General features: G+C 70.1%; 16 protein-coding genes and 2 riboswitches. Of the genes, 15 read left to right on the top strand and 1 reads right to left on the bottom strand.

What is annotated here, in order from left to right:
- The first annotated feature begins 527 nt into the window (after positions 1 to 527).
- From DW297_RS00880 to DW297_RS00950, 15 genes are all read left to right on the top strand, one after another.
- The gene (locus DW297_RS00880) at positions 528 to 1,730 is read left to right on the top strand and encodes a YcaO-like family protein (RefSeq protein ID WP_168442763.1); all 1,203 of its coding nucleotides are present in this window, start codon (positions 528 to 530) and stop codon (positions 1,728 to 1,730) included.
- Positions 1,709 to 2,191 carry a hypothetical protein gene (locus DW297_RS00885; protein ID WP_136028625.1) on the top strand — a complete coding sequence of 161 codons (483 nt, stop codon included), beginning with the start codon at positions 1,709 to 1,711 and terminating at the stop codon, positions 2,189 to 2,191. The genes DW297_RS00880 and DW297_RS00885 overlap by 22 nt, the downstream gene beginning before the upstream one ends.
- Positions 2,175 to 3,596: a hypothetical protein gene (locus tag DW297_RS00890; RefSeq protein WP_136028626.1), complete on the top strand. Its 1,422-nt coding sequence runs from the start codon at positions 2,175 to 2,177 to the stop codon at positions 3,594 to 3,596. Before DW297_RS00885 ends, DW297_RS00890 begins: the two co-directional genes overlap by 17 nt.
- Positions 3,593 to 4,129, top strand: a complete 537-nt coding sequence (locus DW297_RS00895) for a hypothetical protein (protein ID WP_136028627.1) — start codon at positions 3,593 to 3,595, stop codon at positions 4,127 to 4,129. The genes DW297_RS00890 and DW297_RS00895 overlap by 4 nt, the downstream gene beginning before the upstream one ends.
- On the top strand, positions 4,126 to 5,202 hold the full coding sequence (locus tag DW297_RS00900) for a glycosyltransferase (protein ID WP_136028628.1): 1,077 nt from the start codon (positions 4,126 to 4,128) through the stop codon (positions 5,200 to 5,202). The genes DW297_RS00895 and DW297_RS00900 overlap by 4 nt, the downstream gene beginning before the upstream one ends.
- Complete coding sequence (locus DW297_RS00905; RefSeq protein ID WP_136028629.1) at positions 5,199 to 5,411, top strand: hypothetical protein; 213 nt, start codon at positions 5,199 to 5,201, stop codon at positions 5,409 to 5,411. The genes DW297_RS00900 and DW297_RS00905 overlap by 4 nt, the downstream gene beginning before the upstream one ends.
- Positions 5,412 to 5,480: 69 nt before the next feature.
- Entirely contained in the window at positions 5,481 to 6,530 is a 1,050-nt protein-coding gene (locus DW297_RS00910; protein ID WP_136028630.1) for a hypothetical protein, read from the top strand.
- Between the two features lie 23 nt (positions 6,531 to 6,553).
- Positions 6,554 to 6,648, top strand: a riboswitch (glycine riboswitch).
- 1 nt (position 6,649) lies between these two features.
- Positions 6,650 to 6,747: riboswitch (glycine riboswitch) on the top strand.
- Between the two features lie 54 nt (positions 6,748 to 6,801).
- Entirely contained in the window at positions 6,802 to 7,917 is a 1,116-nt protein-coding gene (gene gcvT, locus DW297_RS00915; protein WP_136028631.1) for a glycine cleavage system aminomethyltransferase GcvT, read from the top strand.
- Positions 7,914 to 8,291, top strand: coding sequence for a glycine cleavage system protein GcvH (gcvH, locus tag DW297_RS00920; RefSeq protein ID WP_136028632.1), 378 nt, complete (start codon positions 7,914 to 7,916; stop codon positions 8,289 to 8,291). Before gcvT ends, gcvH begins: the two co-directional genes overlap by 4 nt.
- A gap of 61 nt (positions 8,292 to 8,352) precedes the next feature.
- The gene (gene gcvP, locus DW297_RS00925; RefSeq protein WP_240744481.1) at positions 8,353 to 11,193 is read left to right on the top strand and encodes an aminomethyl-transferring glycine dehydrogenase; all 2,841 of its coding nucleotides are present in this window, start codon (positions 8,353 to 8,355) and stop codon (positions 11,191 to 11,193) included.
- Between the two features lie 215 nt (positions 11,194 to 11,408).
- Positions 11,409 to 13,061, top strand: coding sequence for a peptide ABC transporter substrate-binding protein (locus DW297_RS00930; protein ID WP_136028634.1), 1,653 nt, complete (start codon positions 11,409 to 11,411; stop codon positions 13,059 to 13,061).
- 101 nt (positions 13,062 to 13,162) lie between these two features.
- Positions 13,163 to 14,089: an ABC transporter permease gene (locus tag DW297_RS00935; RefSeq protein ID WP_136028635.1), complete on the top strand. Its 927-nt coding sequence runs from the start codon at positions 13,163 to 13,165 to the stop codon at positions 14,087 to 14,089.
- Complete coding sequence (locus tag DW297_RS00940; RefSeq protein ID WP_136028636.1) at positions 14,082 to 15,023, top strand: ABC transporter permease; 942 nt, start codon at positions 14,082 to 14,084, stop codon at positions 15,021 to 15,023. The genes DW297_RS00935 and DW297_RS00940 overlap by 8 nt, the downstream gene beginning before the upstream one ends.
- A complete protein-coding gene (locus DW297_RS00945) occupies positions 15,020 to 16,693 on the top strand; it encodes a dipeptide ABC transporter ATP-binding protein (RefSeq protein WP_136028637.1) in 1,674 nt (557 codons plus the stop codon). The genes DW297_RS00940 and DW297_RS00945 overlap by 4 nt, the downstream gene beginning before the upstream one ends.
- A 2-nt stretch (positions 16,694 to 16,695) precedes the next feature.
- The gene (locus tag DW297_RS00950; RefSeq protein ID WP_136028638.1) at positions 16,696 to 17,259 is read left to right on the top strand and encodes a PH domain-containing protein; all 564 of its coding nucleotides are present in this window, start codon (positions 16,696 to 16,698) and stop codon (positions 17,257 to 17,259) included.
- A gap of 18 nt (positions 17,260 to 17,277) precedes the next feature.
- Here DW297_RS00950 and DW297_RS00955 read toward each other — a convergent pair whose 3' ends face one another.
- On the bottom strand, positions 17,278 to 18,051 hold the full coding sequence (locus tag DW297_RS00955; RefSeq protein ID WP_136028648.1) for a CPBP family intramembrane glutamic endopeptidase: 774 nt from the start codon (positions 18,049 to 18,051) through the stop codon (positions 17,278 to 17,280).
- Positions 18,052 to 18,081 lie beyond the last annotated feature (30 nt).

Consider the following 18,081-nt stretch of genomic DNA (forward strand, 5'->3'; position numbering starts at 1 on the left):
CAGCACGACTACACCAAGACCCTCCTCGGCGCCGCCCCCGAACCCGAGAACCTCGGCCGTCTCCGCGATGAGGTGCGTGCGGAGCTCGCTGGCCGCTGACGCCGCCCAGGAGGGCGAGCACACTTTCTTCGCGTTTCGCGACGCATTTCTCTGGACATTTCGGAGTGGTGTCCGAAAATGTCGCCTTTCGCCATTGTAGACGGCGTGCGAATGCGCGAGCGCGACGATGCTGTCGCGGTCCGCCCGCGCCGATACGTGCGCGCGGGCGTGACGCGAAAAGGTCGCTGATCTGCGAGATATTGATCGTCCCACTTGCGCGTCGATCCGTTGACAAGTGGTGCCAGCCGATATATGGTCGCTCGTACCGATAAGCGTGACTGTATTATCGGCCCCCTGACGGATAAACATCGAAACGCACGGTAGATATGTCTCGAAGAAGAGAAGCGCCATTTGCAGAATTGCAAACCGAGGAACAATTCTCGGATGCTCTGCGGGCGGCAGTGGGCCCCTATTCCGCGATCGGCAGCATGCAGGACAACAGCCACACGTGGCAGTTCGGATCCGGGCACTGCATCTTCTCCTCGATCGGCAGCGGCTTCGCCGGGCGGTCGACCGCTCGGAGCCGCTTCGTGTTCTGTGGGGGCATCGACGATCACCGCGAGACCGCCGAGATCAAGGCCTTCGCGGAGGCTGTGGAGCGCTACCTCGGGCGTGAGCTGCCCGGGGACACGGTGGTGGTCGCACCGGCCGCCGAGCTCGACCATCCGCACGTCGATCTCGCCTCCGTCGCCGAGTGCAGTCCGGCCGAGCTCGCGCACCCGGACTGCCCGCTGGAACCCGTGAACCCGCACGCACCTGTGACCTGGATCCTCGGCGAGGACCTCGTCCGCGGCGGGGCCGCGTACCTCCCGAGGATCATGGTCACCTACCGCGACCACGGTCGGAACCCTCACGACCGGTTCTGGTTCCCGATCTCCACCGGCCATGCCGTGCACGCCACTCGCGAGCAGGCCCTCTTCGGCGCCGCGTCGGAGGTGATCGAGCGTGACATGATCGCCCTGACCTGGCTCCAGCGACTGCCTCTGCCCCGGATCAGGACGGCCTCGCTCGGCGGCGATGTCCGGGCGCGGATCGAGAGCATGACGGAGCAGTTCTTCGACATCGAGGTGTACGACCTCCGCAACGAGTACGGCGTCCCCGCGGTGTACGTGCTGCTCGCGGCCCCCTTCGACCCCGCCGTCCGTACGATCGTCAGCGCGGGCACGGGGCTGACCTTCGATGTCGCGGTGACGAAGGCGCTGACCGAGGCGTTCACCTGTTACACGGCCGCCCAGCTCGGCACACCGGCGGAGGATTCGCTGGGATTCGGCGCCTCGGTGTGCGGAGCGCCCGCCAATGACCACGTCTTCGACTTCCTCCGCCGCGGCACGGTCGAGATCGAGGCGCCGACGGCACCCTTCGCCGCAGATGCGCAGGCCGCCCTGCGCCGGATCCTCGACACCGCCGCCTCGCGCGGCCACGCGGTGTACGCGCAGTGCCGCGACACGGACTGGACCCGCCAGCTCGGTCTGCACGCCTACGCCGTGGTGATCCCCGAGCTCATGCCCTTCACCCCGCATCGCCACGCGCAGTATCGGCGGCATCCGCGCCTCTACCAGGCCCCGGCCGACCTCGGTCACCCCGTGCACCCGGAAGAGGAGTTGAACACATGGCCGCAGCCGTTCGCCTAGAGCCGTCGACGCCCGATCCCGAACTCGACCTGATGCGCCGTGCCTTCCAGGGGCTCGCGCGCGACGCGGGGGTGGTGGGAGAGCTCGCCATCGCGCGCCGCTCGACCGAGGGCTTGTGCATCGAGGGCAGCACTCCGGTGGTGCCGGTCCTGCTGGACGGTCGAGGGGTCCTGGTGGGCCCGGTGCGGCGCGGTGCCCCCGGCTGCCCCTGCTGCGCGATCGCGCGCCGGACCCAGCACGGTCTGGGTAGCGGTCTCGTGGGGCCCGATCACGTGCTCGTGGCGCGCGGGCGCACGATGACCGCCGCCACGGCCTGGCTCGTGGCGCTGCAGGCGCTGGTCCTGCTGCAGACCCCGGAGGACGGGCGGCCGGCGCTCCGCGAGGTGGATCCGCGGACCGCGACCGTGCGTTCGTGGCGGCTGATCCCGGATGAGGAGTGCCACTGTGCCGTCGACCACTGACACCACGTCGATTCCCGTGCGCACCGGCGTGGAGGTGTGGAGTGCTCCCGACGGCGAGGTCTCGGTCGCGCTCGGCCAGATCGTCCGCGTCGTGACGCCGCTGCGCTCCGAGCCGAGTGCGGGGGATGCAGACCTGCGTCGCGGACTCGGACGGCTCGATCTTCTCGCCGCTCCCTGCCGGGAGTGCGGGCACGTGCATGAGACGTGGGCCGAGCTCGGGGGCGCCGCTCGTCGTGTGTCCGCGCACACCCGATCCCTGATCAGCGAAGCGTCCGCGGCGCGGACGAACTCCGCCGACCTCGCGACGCACCTGCAGGAGCAACTGGGCGATCTGGTCGCCTCGCGGGTCGACGTGACAGTCGGGATCGAGGGTGCCTCGGTCGGCGACGTGCTGTTCGTGGAGGTGGACGAGGACAGTCCGCTGCCACCGCTGCCCGAGGAGACGCTGGTCGTGATGTTCCGCGCGTCGGACGAGGCGATCGTGTGCGCAGCCCCGACGGCCCTCCGCGCCGCGCCCTGCACTGACTGCGTCGGCGCAGGACTGCGCGGCCTGACCGGCGCGTCGCGGATCAGCCGAGACGCGCGGGCGCCGCTGGTCGCCGCCGCCGTCGTCACGATGCTCCAGCGGCTCGAGCTCGGCGCGGTCGCCAACGGCTCGGCGCTCCGGCTCGACCTCGCCACCGGGCTCCTCGAGCACGAGGTGCTTCGTGCGCGTCTGGACTGTCGGCGCTGCCGCGGGGCGGACGAGGGGTCTCCGTTCCCGGCGCTCGCGTACGAGGAGCGGATCGCATCGCCCTACGCCTTCGACGTGGACGGTCTCCTCTCCCCGCCCCTGCCGAGCACGGAGGATGCGCCCCCGTCGTCACCGCAGCGGCCGCGCATCCGGGTGAAGAGGGGAGCCGTCGAGGACTCTCCTGTGTACCCCTCCTCGGTGCGGCCGGCGGCGCTCGAGGGCCTCGTGGCGATCGTGGGAGACCTGTTCGGGGAGGCCGGGGGAGTGCATCGCGGCGTGCCCAGCGCCGGCGGATTGAGGGCGACCGGGTGCTACGTGGCATCCGTTGTGGACGGCCTCTGCCACACCTTCGCATTCGAAGGACGGGAGGGGCGCAGCGGCCTGGCCCAGGTGCGCACCCCCTTCGTCCTGGACGCGCCCGACGGCGTGGCCCTGATCGCCGTGACCGACATCGATGCTCTGCTGCCCAAGTACGCCGGCAATGCCCCGCGCCTCGCGGCGCTCGAACTGGGCATGTGCCTCGCACTGCTGCAGGAGGCGGTCGGAGCCTCACACACCGGCATCCGGTTCGAGGGCCTCGGCCGATGGGAGGACGCCGTCGCGGCTCTGCCCCGGCGCCGCCTGTCGGCGGCCGTGTTCGTGGCGTCGGATGCCGGGGGTGAGCACGCATGAGCGCCCAGGAGGACTTCTTCGCGTTCGTGGAGACGGCGGGCGAACCGTACACCCGAGTGGTGTCGGCTCCGGAGCCGCGCCCGGGGGCACGGGAACCGTGGCCACCGCGACGCAGCGTGCGCACCTGGAGGAGCCACGTCGACCTCGCGCCGATCGAGCGGGCCATCGCCGCGCTCCCGCCCTTCTCCGGTCCGCTCCGCCCGGCCGTGCATGCGGTCCTGGTCTCGCCCGATGCCGACCCGGCGCTGCACCGACGGTTCGGCGACGTCTACGGTGCGGCCCCGGCCTACGTCTGCTTCGCGATGGACACGCCCGCCTTCGGTCGGCTCACGGAGGACGAGTACGTCGATCTGCACGTCGCGCTGGGGCACGCGGCGCAACTGCTGTGGCTCTCGCTCCTGCGCGTCGGGCTGGCCTGCGTGCCGTACGGGCGGGTAGAGGGCGGGCGCCGACACGATCTCGCGCCGTCCGGGCTTCGGCCCCTGTTCACTCTCGCGGTCGGCATTCCCTGCGAAGGGGCGACGCAGGGATGATCATCACCGTCTTCTGCCGTGGCCACGGATTCGGGCACGCCTCGCGCAGTCTGCGGCTCGTGGCGGCACTGCAGCGTCGGGGCCACATGGTCGACGTGGTCAGCTACGGATACGGTGCGGAGTACTTCCGGATGATGGGCGTCGAATGCGAGGACGCCGGCATCGTGGATCGGCGCGACTTCGCCCCGGAAGCGGTGGCCGCGCTCGCCGGCCTCCTGCCGGGGCTCGCAGGGTCCGAGCTGTTCGTGGTCGATGAGCTGCACTATCTTCCGCCGGTGATCCGCGAGCATACTGCGGCGCCCATCGTGATGCTGACCGATTGGCTCTTCGCCGAACGGGATCTCGGCGTCGACACCGTCTTGTATCCGGCCCGCCGCACCCTCGTAGTGGACTTCGCGGAGGCGCATCCGCTCGACCCGTACACCGCCTCGCGGGTGGAGTTCGTCGGCCCGGTGGCACCGCCGCTCCTCGAAAGGCGACGGGCCCCGGCCGCCGTCGCTGACGCGACCGGGCGACGGATCGTCATGACACTGGGAGGAAGCACGTCGAACCCGGCGTCGCTGCGGATGCTGAAGAGCCTGGTGCCGCAGGTGCTCGAGTGGGCGCGCGGTGACGATGAACTGCTGATACTCGGCGACGACCCGACCGCGGGGGCGCTGACCGATCGCCGGGTCCGGTGGCTCGGCCGTCGCCCCGATGCCGCAGAGATCCTGGCCGGCGCCGATCTGGCGGTGTGCAACGGCAACGGGATGACGACGTGCGAGCTGGCGTACCTGGGTGTACCGACCATCGCCTCCCTCGCGCCGGTGTACCGCGACGTGCACGATCCCGTGTCGGTCCGGCGCACCGCGCTGCTCGCCCGGTACGCGCCCTTCGCCGTGGCCGGACCCGAGGCGACGGAAGGGGACTTCGCGCGTCTCGCCGAGCGGGTGCTCGGCGCCGGCGACGACGCGCGGCTCGCGGAGCTGCGATCCGCCTACATCTCTCCCGACGCGCTCGGCGACCTGGTCCTCGAGGACCGGAGTCGTGGGGCGTTCATGGATGAACGGAGGAAAGGGGGTGAGAAGGTATGAGCATTGTCGACATCGAGGCCCCGAGCAGGGCCACGGGGCCCGCCGGTGACGCGGCCGATTTCGAGTCGCTGCTCGGCGCGCTGATCGAGGCGACCGAGGAGGAGAACATCGATATCTCCGGCTGCATCGCCTGTGGAGGATGCATGTCCTGTGTGGCGCCGGGCAACTGCTGCGCGCTGCCGTGTAACTGCAACGACCCCCGGCACTGAGCCGGGCCGCATGAGGGGTGCCGCCCGGGGAACCCGGGCGGCACCTTCCCCGACCCGAAGGAGGCGACCGTGGAGCTGTCCGCCGCCGTCATGAGTCATCCGTCCCGTGCGGACGCGGCCCGCAGCCTGCTCGAGCGCCTGGAACCGCTCGAGCCGTCCCTCGCGCTCGACCCCGACCCGGATGGGCCGCCGTCGGCGCTCGCCGCATCTCTCCTCGCCTGGGGCGGGGCGAGGACGGACGCCACGCACCACCTCGTCGTGCAGGACGACGCCGAACTGGTGCCCGATGCCGTCGATCGCATCCGATCATCGATCACCGAGAGGCCGGACGATGTGCTGGTTCATTACGTCGGCTGGTCGACCGCGTCCGCGCAGCTGGTCAGGGCATCCGGCGCGCTTCCGCACTGGGGTGAGATCGTCGACCCCTACCTGCCCGCCGTCTGCGTGAGCATGCCGGCCGACCTCGCGCGGGACATCGCTCGCCGGCCGCCCACGTCGCTGCTCGACGACGTGAATCTGCGTCATGCACTCGCCGAACGCGGTCGGGAGGTGTGGGCGTGCTATCCGTCGGCTGCCGACCACGGGCAGCTGCCGAGCCTCGTGGGAAACGATCGGCAGGGGAGCCGGGGCGCGGTCTCGCGCGGAGGCGGTGACGCCCTCGCAGGTTCGACCACGCATGCGGTCTCGGCGTTCCCGGTGATCGACCGGCGAGGAGGCGATGGGCAGCTCCTGCTGCGCTGGTTGGAGCGGGGGCAGGACGTCGCCTGGCGGGTGCGGAGCGTGAACGACGGGCTCCGCGCGGCGGGGGAGGATCCTGTCGAGGTCGTGCGCACGGCCGCCGAGCGCGCACGCGAGCTGGCGGGCGATGTCGGGGCGGAGGTGAAACCGCGCGACCTTGCCCTGCTCTGGTTGGCGTGCCGTGGGACGGTCCGTGAAGCGAGCAGGGTGTCGCGTCACTGCCGGAGGACGCTCGACCCGGCGGCCGCGCGCCTCAACCTCGAGCACGCGATCGCCGAGTGGACGGGCGTCCCATCTCCGATCTGGTCGGTGCTCGTCGACGACGCCTTCGACGACGCGCGATCCGCGAGCGAGGCCGACGCGCGCCTCGGGCTAGACTGAAGCCACAATCGAAGACAGGCCGAACGACCCACGCGGGAGAGCCCCGGCGCACGCAGCCGGGCACCGAAGGAGCAAGCCTCCCCGCCAATCTCTCAGGTACGCGTACCGCGGGGGTCCGGCCGCTCTGAAAAGCGATCCCGAGCTGTCGGGGATCCGCCGACGGTGAAAGCCCGCGTGCTCGTGCGGGCGAAGCTCTCAGGCCCATGACAGAGGGGGAGTTCCCTGGAACGGCGATGCCGCCGTTCCGCCCGACCCAGCCCGGGAGAACTCCATGTCCGACCCCCGCTTCACCCCGCTGCGCGAGCGCCACGAGGCCCTCGGCGCATCCTTCACCGACTTCGGCGGCTGGCAGATGCCGGTGCGCTACACATCCGACCTCGCCGAGCACCACGCCGTGCGCCAGGCGGCGGGCATCTTCGACATCTCGCACATGGCCGAGTTCACCGTGCGCGGAGGGGACGCGGGTGCCTTCCTCGACTACGCACTGGCCGGACGGCTGTCGGCTCTCGCGGTCGGCAAGGCGAAGTACTCGCTGCTGCTCACGCCCGAGGGCGGCATCGTCGACGACGTGATCGTGTACCGGCTCGCCGACGACGACTACCTGATCATCTCCAACGCCGGCAACCGTGACGCCGTCTGTGGTGCGCTCGCGGACCGGGTCGCGCACTCCGGGGTCGAGCAGGTCGAGGTCGCCGACGTGTCCGACGACTACGCCCTCATCGCGGTGCAGGGTCCGCGCGCCGAGGAGATCCTCGCCGCGACGGCCGGTATCGGCGAGGTGAGCGTGCCGTGGGCCGAGCAGCGCTACTACGCCTGGGCGTCCGCGACGTTCGCGGGGCGGCCGCTGCTCCTCGCCCGTACCGGCTACACGGGCGAGGACGGCTTCGAGCTTCTGGTGCCGGCGGCTCACGCGGCCGCGCTGTGGGATGCCGTGCTCGCCGCCGGGACGCCCCTGGGCCTGGTACCGGCGGGCCTCGCGGCGCGCGACACGCTCCGGCTCGAGGCCGGGATGCCCCTGTACGGCCATGAGCTGAGCCTGGACACGTCGCCCGCGCAGGCGGGCCTCGGTCGCGTGGTGGTCGCCGCGAAGGAGCGCTTCGTCGGCAAGGACGCCCCCGCCCCGGCGGCCGACGCGCGCGTCCTGGTCGGACTGACCGCCGAGGGTCGCCGTGCGGGCCGCGCCGGCTACGCGGTGGTCGACGCCGACGGTGCCCCGCTGGGGGAGATCACCAGCGGCGCCCTGAGCCCGACGCTGGGTCATCCGATCGCGATGGCCTACGTCGACCCTTCTTCCGCGGAAGAGGGAACCGCAGTATTCCTTGATGTGCGGGGGACCCGTATCCCCGCGACCGTGACCGCCCTGCCTTTCTACCGGAGGAACTCATGACCGACCTCAGCGCACTCCGCTACACCGACGAGCACGAGTGGATTGCCGGTGACGGCGACACCGTGACCATCGGCATCACCGACTACGCCGCCGAGAAGCTGGGCGACGTGGTGTTCGTCGAGCTCCCCGCCGTCGGCACCGAGATCACCGCCGGCTCCGTGGTGGGCGAGATCGAGTCGACCAAGTCGGTCGGCGAGCTCTACGCCCCGGTGGCCGGCACGGTCGTCGAGATCAACGACGCCGTGGTCGACGACCCGTCGCTGGTGAACGCCGAGCCCTTCGAGGGCGGCTGGCTGCTCAAGGTCTCGGTCGCCGCCGGCGCCCTGGACGGACTGCTCGACCGCGACGCCTACGTCGCACTCACGGAGGGCTGAGACACACGTGGTTGCTTTCGCCGATCGTCACATCGGACCCACCGAGGCCGCACAGCGCACGATGCTCGACGCGCTCGGGCTCGGCGGCGCGGAGGACGGGCCCACCAGCCCGGTCGAGACGCTCATGCGCCAGGCCGTCCCCGCCTCGATCTACACGGGGCCGGAGGCCGCGGTCGCGGAGTCGCGCATCCCCGCCGCCGCGAGCGAGACCGAGGCCCTGGCCGAGCTGCGGGCGCTCGCGTCGCGCAACACGGTCCGCCGCGCGATGATCGGCCTCGGGTACTACGGCACCATCACGCCCCAGGTGATCCAGCGCAACGTGCTGGAGAACCCCTCCTGGTACACGGCTTACACGCCGTACCAGCCCGAGATCTCGCAGGGGCGCCTGGAGGCGCTCATCAACTTCCAGACCATGGTCGCCGAGCTCACCGGCCTCAGCACCGCGAACGCGTCGATGCTCGACGAGTCCACGGCCGTGGTCGAGGGGATGCTGCTCGCGCGGCGGGCCTCGAAGTCCTCGTCGAACGTGTTCGTGGTCGACGCCGACGCGCTGCCGCAGACCAGGGCCATGCTCGCGTCCCGCGCGGACGCCCTCGGCGTCGAGCTCGTGAAGGTCGACCTCGCGGCGGGCGAGGAGCTGCCGGACGAGCTGTTCGGCGTGTTCGTGCAGTACCCCGGCGCGTCCGGTCGCGTGTGGGATCCGACGGCGGTGTTCGAGGCCGCGCACCTTGCGGGTGGTCTCGCCGTGGCCGCGGCCGACCTGCTGGCGCTCACACTGCTCACGGCCCCGGGGACGATGGGCGCCGACGTCGCGGTCGGCACCACGCAGCGCTTCGGCGTGCCGATGGGCTTCGGCGGACCGCACGCCGGCTACATGGCGGTGCGCTCCGGCCTCGAGCGCCAGCTGCCGGGGCGACTGGTCGGGGTGTCGGTCGATGCCGACGGCAAGCCCGCGTACCGGCTCTCGCTGCAGACGCGCGAGCAGCACATCCGCCGGGAGAAGGCCACGTCCAACATCTGCACGGCGCAGGTGCTGCTCGCGGTCATGGCTTCGATGTACGCGGTGTACCACGGCCCCGACGGGCTGCGCTCGATCGCCCAGGGCGTCGCCGGCAAGGCCACCCTGTTGCGTGACTGGCTGGTCGAGGCGGGGGCCGAGGTCGTGCACGAGCACTTCTTCGACACGCTCACGGTGCGGGTGCCTGGCGCGGCGGCGGAGCATGCCGCCCGCGCGCGCGAGGAGCACGGCATCCTGCTGCGAGTCGCCGACGCCGACACGATCGGTGTCGCGGTGGACGAGACGACGACGTTCACCGACCTGCACCGCGTGGCGCTGGTGTTCGGCGGGCCGACGGAGCGCGCGTTCGCGTTCGTCGCGGGTGTCTCGGTCGCGCTGCCGGAGGCTCTCCGCCGCGCGGACGAGTACCTCACGCACCCGGTGTTCCACGCGCACCGCAGCGAGACCGCGATGATGCGCTACCTCAAGAGCCTGTCCGACCGCGACTACGCGCTCGATCGCGGCATGATCCCGCTCGGCTCGTGCACCATGAAGCTGAACGCGGCGACCGAGATGGCGGCGATCACGTGGCCCGAGTTCGCCGGCATCCACCCGTTCGCCCCGGCGGACGACGTGCAGGGCTATCTCGAACTGATCGATCAGCTCGAGAGCTGGCTCGCCGAGATCACCGGCTACGACGCGGTGTCGCTGCAGCCGAACGCGGGGTCGCAGGGCGAGCTCGCCGGCCTGCTCGCGATCCGCGGCTACCACCACGCGAACGGCGACGCGCACCGCACGGTGTGCCTCATCCCGTCGTCGGCGCACGGCACGAACGCTGCGTCTGCCGTGCTGGCGGGCATGAAGGTCGTGGTCGTGGCCAGCGATGCGCTCGGCAACGTCGACCTCGACGACCTCCGCGCCAAGATCGCGCAGCACGCCGATGAGCTCGCTGCGCTGATGATCACGTACCCCTCGACGCACGGGGTGTACGAGGAGCAGGTGGTCGAGATCACGACGGCGGTGCACGAGGCCGGCGGTCAGGTGTACGTCGACGGCGCGAACCTCAACGCGCTGCTCGGCTACGCGCGCTTCGGTGACCTGGGCGGCGACGTCTCGCACCTCAACCTGCACAAGACGTTCGCGATCCCGCACGGCGGGGGTGGCCCCGGCATCGGCCCGGTCGCGGCGAAGGCGCACCTGGCCCCGTACCTGCCCTCGCACCCGCTGGCACAGCGCGCCGAGCATTTCGGCGGCTACACGTTCGACGGTGCGGTCATCTCGGCGGCCCCCTACGGTTCCGCGGGCATCCTGCCGATCTCCTGGGCCTACGTGCGCATGATGGGAGCCGACGGGCTGCGCCGGGCGACCGCAGCGGCCGTGCTCTCGGCGAACTACATCGCGGAGCGGCTCGGCTCGCACTTCCCCGTGCTCTACACGGGCGAGAACGGCCGGGTCGCGCACGAGTGCATCCTCGACCTGCGTCCGCTCAAGGAGGCAACGGGCATCACGGTCGACGACGTCGCCAAGCGCCTCATCGACTACGGGTTCCACGCGCCGACGATGTCGTTCCCGGTCGCCGGCACCCTGATGGTGGAGCCGACCGAGTCGGAGGACCTCGACGAGATCGAGCGGTTCATCGAGGCCATGATCATGATCAAGGCCGAGGCCGACGCGGTGGCCGCCGGACGCTGGCCGGCCGACGACAACCCGCTCGTGCACGCACCGCACACCGCGGTGTCGCTCATCGCGGGGGAGTGGACGCACGCCTATACGCGCGAGGAGGCGGCCTACCCGGTGCGCTCGCTCGTGGCCGCCAAGTACTGGCCGCCGGTGCGCCGGATCGACCAGGCGTACGGCGACCGCAACCTGGTGTGCGCGTGCCCGCCGGTGGAGGCGTTCGCCTGAGTCCCTGCTGATCCGCGGACGGCGTCGCGGTCACCTCCGGGTGGCGCGGCGCCGTCCTCGTCTCCCCATGTTTCGCGCGTGTGACGATTGGTCACCACTCAGTAACAGTTCGTTAGCCGAGTGCGTCGGCGGGCGGACTCGCGGGTTACGCTCAGGTATCCCTGCGTGCTCGACGATGCGCACGCAGAATTCCCACGTCCACAGGAGGACACAAAGTGAAGCGCAACAAGATCGCCCTGGCGGGCGTCGCGCTGTTCGCGGGTGGCGCTCTGGCGCTCGCGGGCTGCGCGGGCGGATCCGGCAACACCGGTGACGGCGGCAACGGTGGGGCCAAGGCCGACCCGGATGCCATCATCACGACGAACGGCTCGGAGCCGGAGAACCCGCTGATCCCGACCAACACGAACGAGGTCGGTGGCGGCAAGATCCTCGACGAGATCTTCGCCGGGCTCGTCTACTACGACGCCGAGGGCAAGCCGGTCAACGACATGGCCGAGGAGATCACCACCGAGGACCCGCAGCACCTCACCGTGAAGCTGAAGGAGGGTCAGACCTTCTCCAACGGCGAAGAGGTCACCGCCGACAACTTCATCAAGGCGTGGAACTACGGCGCACAGGCGGAGAACGCCCACCTCTCGAGCTACTTCTTCGAAGACATCGAGGGCTTCCAGAACACCCCCGACGTGTACGGCGCTCAGGGCGACATGTCCGGTCTCCAGCAGGTCGACGACTACACGTTCACGATCACGCTGAACAAGCCGGCCGCCGACTTCGCGCTGCGCCTCGGCTACTCGGCCTACTACCCGCTGCCCGACGTCGCGTTCGAGGACATCGACGCGTTCGGCGAGAACCCGATCGGCAACGGCCCGTACAAGCTCGACGGTGAGGGCGCCTGGCAGCACGACGTGCAGATCGACCTGGTCCGCAACGACGACTACGACGGCGGTCGCAAGGCCAAGAACGGCGGCCTGTCGATCATCTTCTACGCGACGCAGGACGCGGCCTACGCCGACCTGCAGGGCAACAAGGTCGACGTCATCGACGTCATCCCGTCCGTGTCGCTGCCGACCTTCCAGGACGACCTGGGCGACCGCGCGGTGAACCAGCCGTCGGCCGTCTTCCAGTCGTTCACGATCGGTCAGTTCCTGCCGCACTTCTCCGGCGAAGAGGGCATCCTCCGTCGTCAGGCCATCTCGATGGCGTTCGACCGCGACCAGATCACCGACAAGATCTTCTTCGGCACCCGCACCACGGCCTCCGACTTCACGTCGCCGGTCATCGACGGCTGGTCCGACTCGATCAAGGGCAACGAGGTCCTCAAGTACGACCCCGAGAAGGCCAAGGAGCTGTGGGCCGAGGCCGACGCCATCTCCCCGTGGGAGGGCGAGTTCAAGATCGCCTACAACACCGACGGTGGCCACCAGGAGTGGGTCGACGCCGTGACCAACGCGATCTCCAACACGCTGGGCATCGAGGCATCGGGCGACCCGTACCCGACCTTCTCGGTCATCCGCGAGGAGATCAACAACAACAGCATCAAGACCGCTGCCCGTTCGGGTTGGCAGGCCGACTACCCCGGTCTGTACAACTTCCTCGGCCCGCTCTACGCGACCAACGCCGGCTCCAACGACGGTGACTACTCGAACCCCGAGTTCGACGCGCTGATCGCCGAGGGCATCAGCAACACCGACACCGCGGCCCAGGTCGAGGAGTTCACCAAGGCGCAGGAGATCCTGTTCAACGATCTCCCCGCGATCCCGCTGTGGTACTCCAACGTGACCGGTGGTTACGCCGACACGGTCGACAACGTCACGTTCGGCTGGAACTCGGTCCCGCTGTACTACGAGATCACGAAGGCTGCCGAATAGGCCTGACGGAGCTCGCACCCGCGAGGCGGTGACGGTTTCCGTCACCGCCTCGTCGGGTGCTCCCGTTCGGTCTGTTCGCGCCCTCCCGAAAGGGACTGCGGATGCCCAGCTATATCATCAGACGTCTTCTCCAGGTGATCCCCGTGTTCTTCGGGGCCACCCTGCTCATCTACTTCCTCGTGTTCGCCATGCCGGGCGACCCGATCCTGGCTCTGTTCGGCGATCGCACGCCCAATGAGGCTCTCGTCAACGCCCTGCGCGAGGAGTACCACCTCAACGAGCCGTTCCTGGTCCAGTACTGGTACTACATCACCGGTGTCTTCCAGGGTGACCTCGGCACGACCTTCTCCGGTCGCCCGGTCTCCGCTGTGCTCGTCGACACGCTTCCGGTCACCGGCCGGCTCGCCGTCATGGCGATCGGGATCGAGTTCACGCTCGCGATCACGATCGGCACGATCTCGGCGCTGCGCAAGGGCAAGCTGTTCGACACGACCGCCCTGCTGGTCGCGCTCGTCGCCCTGGCGATCCCGATCTTCGTGCTGTGCTTCCTGGCCCAGTACTTCCTGGCGATCCAGTGGGGCTGGTTCAGCCCGACCGTCGGCTCCGACAACGACTGGGGTGGCCTCTGGCTCCCCGCCCTCGTGCTCGGGTTCAGCCTCTTCGCCGTCAGCATGCGCCTGATGCGCAGCTCGGTGATCGACACCCTCAACCAGGACTGGGTGCGCACGGCGTACAGCAAGGGACTCTCGCGCACGCGCGTGATCCCGGTGCACGTGCTGCGCAACTCCCTGCTCCCGGTCATCACCAACTCCGCCACGAACTTCGGCGTGCTCCTCGTGGGCGCGACCGTGACCGAGGGGATCTTCAACATCCCCGGTGTCGGCAACACGCTCTACCAGGCGGCGATCCGCGGTGAGGGGCCCACCGTGGTCTCCTTCGTCACGGTGTTCGTGATCCTGTACGTGCTGGTGAACCTTGTCATCGACCTGCTCTACGGTCTGCTCGACCCGAGGATCCGCTATGTCTGACCCCACCACGCAGAAGCACTACGTCGCCCCGGTCGAGACCGAGTCGATCGCCATCGATGCGGTGCGCGTCGCCGAGAAGCCCAGCAACCTGTGGCGCGACGCGTGGCGCGACCTGCGCCGTCGCCCGATGTTCTGGTTCTCGGTGCTGCTCGCCGCGCTGTTCATCGTCATGTCGTTCTGGCCGACCCTGTTCACGCAGGTCAACCCGCGCGTGTGCGACCTGATGAACAGCAACGAGGGCCCGACGCCCGGCCACCCGCTCGGGTTCAACTTCCAGGGCTGCGACATCTACGCCCGCGTCGTCTGGGGCGCCCAGACGTCGCTGTCGGTCGGTCTCATCGCCACCGTGATCTCCGCGGTGCTGGGCCTCATCATGGGTGCGCTGGCCGGTTTCTACGGCGGCTGGATCGACGCGCTGCTGTCCCGCATCGGCGACATCTTCTTCGCGATCCCCTACATCCTGGCCGCCCTGGTCGTGATGACGGTGCTCTCGGACTACCGCTCGGTCTGGACGCTCGCGCTCGCGATCGGTGGCTTCTCCTGGGCGTCCACGGCACGCGTCGTGCGCGCCGAGATCCTCCGGGTGCGGCAGGCGGACTTCGTCATGGCGTCGCGCTCGCTGGGCCAGTCCCGGTTCAAGACGCTGCTGACCCACGTGATCCCCAACGGCATCGCGCCGCTGCTGGTCGTGTCGACCCTGGGACTCGCCGCGGCGATCGTGGCGGAGGCGACCCTGTCGTTCCTCGGTGTCGGACTCGGCGGCACGGTGGTGTCGTGGGGTAACGACATCAGCCAGGCACAGGCGGCTCTGCGCATCGCCCCGATGTCGCTCATCTATCCATCGATCGCGCTCACCCTCGCGGTGCTCGCGTTCGTCGGCCTCGGCGAGCTCATCCGAGACGCCCTCGACCCGAAGGCGAGGGCCCGCCGATGAGCGACCACAACGCCGCCCAGATCCCGCTGCTGAGTGTCCGCGACCTCAAGGTCGCGTTCCGTTCGCAGGAGGGGATGCGCGAGGTCCTGCACGGTGTCACGTTCGACGTGTTCCCCGGCGAGACCGTCGCGATCGTGGGGGAGTCCGGCTCGGGCAAGTCCACCACGGCCACGGCCATCGTCGACCTGCTGCCGGGGACTGGAAAGGTCACCGGAGGATCGATCACGCTCGAGGGCCGTCCGCTCACGGGCCTGAGCCGACGCGACATCGAGGCCGTGCGCGGTCGCGACATCGGCTTCGTGCCGCAGGACCCCATGTCGAGCCTCAACCCGGTGTGGAGCATCGGCTTCCAGGTCAAGGAGGCCGTGCGCGCCAACGGCATCGCCCAGGGGCGTGCCGCTGTCAAGGCACGCACGATCGAGGTGCTGCAGCAGGCGGGTCTGGCCGATGCCGAGCGACGGCTGCACCAGTATCCGCACCAGTTCTCCGGCGGGATGCGCCAGCGCGCGCTGATCGGCATCGGTCTCGCGGCCGACCCGAAGCTCCTGATCGCCGATGAGCCGACCTCGGCCCTCGACGTGACGGTGCAGCGGGTCATCCTCGATCACATGGCCTCCCTCACGCGGGACAAGGGCACCTCGGTGCTCCTGATCACGCACGACCTCGGTCTCGCGGCCGAGCGCGCGGAGAAGATCATCGTGATGAACGGCGGCAACATCGTCGAGGCGGGGCCGAGCCGTCAGATCCTGGAGAACCCGCAGCACCCGTACACCAAGCGGCTGGTGGCCGCGGCGCCCAGTGTGGCGTCGCAGCGCATCCAGGCGGTCGTGGAGGATCGGGGGATCGAGACGCTCGAGGACCTCGCGGACATCCCGCCGACCGTCCGGGTGGCCGGTCTGACGAAGGACTACAAGATCCGCCAGGGCAACTTCCGCAGCGAGGCCTTCCGGGCGGTGGACGACGTGTCGTTCGAGATCCCGCGCGGCAAGACGCTCGCACTGGTCGGGGAGTCCGGATCGGGCAAGTCCACGGTCGCGAAGATGGTGCTCAAGCTCGAGGATCCGACCGCCGGCACGATCGAGATCGACGGTCAGGACGTGTCGGGGCTCTCGAACGCGCAGGCGTTCGGGCTCCGTCGCCGGATGCAGCCGGTGTTCCAGGACCCGTACGGCTCGCTCGACCCGCTGCGCAACATCGGCAACACGATCGCCGAGCCGCTGCAGATCCACGGCGTCGGCGACCGCGCCTCGCAGCGGGCGCGCGTGGAGGAGCTGCTGGAGCAGGTCGCCCTGCCCCAGTCCCTCGCCACGCGATACCCGAACGAGCTGTCGGGCGGTCAGCGGCAGCGCGTGGCGATCGCTCGTGCACTCGCGCTCAAGCCCGACATCATCGTGCTCGACGAGGCGGTGTCGGCGCTCGACGTGCTGGTGCAGGACCAGATCCTGAAGCTGCTCGCCGACCTGCAGTCCGAGCTCGACCTGACGTACCTGTTCATCACCCACGACCTCGCGGTCGTGCGGGTCTCCAGCGACCTGGTGTGCGTGATGGAGAAGGGCCGCGTGGTGGAGCAGGGCACGGTCGACGAGATCTTCGCGAATCCGCAGGAGGAGTACACGGAGCGCCTGCTGCAGGCGATCCCGGGTGCGTCGATCCCTCTCGGCGGCCACTGAGCGTGGCATCGCCGGCACAGCCCGAGGACGCACGGACCTACCGTGCGTCCTCGGGCACCGTCATCCTCGTGCTCAGCGTGCTGCTGGTGCTGTTCCTGCTGGGGGACACGGTCGTCAACGGCAGCATCGTGCAGGCGCTGCTGATCGCTCCGTGGATGCTCCTCGCCCTGTGGATCGTGTACGAGATCAGCTTCGTGTCGCACGTGCGGGTGGACGCGCACGGGGCGACCGTGCAGAACCTCCTGCGCCGGACGAGCTTCGGCTGGGGGCACGTGCGCGACATCGACCTGCGCTGGCAGCTCGAGTTCGCGCTCGACGACGGCCGCACGCTCACCTCCTGGGGTGGCCCGGCCCGCGCCCGCCCGCCCCGTCAGCGTCGTGACGAGGACGCGGAGCCGCGGGTGCCCTCCGGGTTGCGGGCCCTCACCGACATCCGCGACCGCTGGTCGGAGGCGGCGGCTGCCGACGCGCCCATCCGTCGCACGTGGGACGGCCCCGCGCTGATCGCGCTCGCGGTGATCGTGCTGTGGGCCGCCGCCGCGCTCGTCGTGGTCAACCTCGGCTGAGCACCCGGCGCACCGGGCTCACCCGGGCAGCCCGAACAGCTCGGGCCAGGTGGCGGCCGCCCACGGGTAGCCGACGAACACGGTCGCGTCGATGAGGAAGTGCGCCACCAGGAACGGCAGCAGTCGTCCCGTCCGCTGGTACAGCCACCCGAACAGCAGCCCCATCGCGAGGTTGCCGACGAACGCCCCCGGCCCCTGGTACAGGTGGTAGGTCGCGCGGAGCACGGAGGTGGCGACGATGATCGTCCACGGCGACCAGCCGAGCTGCCGCAGCCGCGCGAAGAGGTAGCCGAGCACCACGAACTCCTCCTGCAGGGAGGCGCGGGCCGCCGCGAGCAGCAGGATCGGCACGGTCCACCAGTGGGCGTCGAGTCCCGCGGGGTTCACGGCCACGAACAGGCCGGCCGCCCGGCCGCCGAGGTAGAGCGCGAGGCCCGGCACGCCGATCGCCACCACGAGCAGCACGCCGCGGGCCACGTCGACGCCGATGCGGGTGCCGTCGAGCCCGAGCCGCCCGAGGTGCGGTCGTCGGCGCTGCCACAGCAGGAAGCACACCAGCACCACGGGCACGAGCGAGAAGCCGATCGAGAGCAGCTGATAGACGAGGTCGAACACCTCGCGGTCGCTGCGGGACGGGTTGAGCGTCGCGGTCTGGTCGGCCAGGGGCACGTCGTCGGTCAGGCGGTAGGCCAGCTGCACGATCGCGTAGACCGCCGACTGCCCGAGCCCCAGGGCCAGCACGATCGCGATCTCCCACCACAGGCGCGCACGGCCCTCGCGGCGCGAGGACATCGGGGGAGCGGGGGTCACGAAGTCGATGCT

Source organism: Microbacterium sp. PF5, from assembly GCF_004794315.1.
Classification (GTDB): domain Bacteria; phylum Actinomycetota; class Actinomycetes; order Actinomycetales; family Microbacteriaceae; genus Microbacterium; species Microbacterium sufflavum.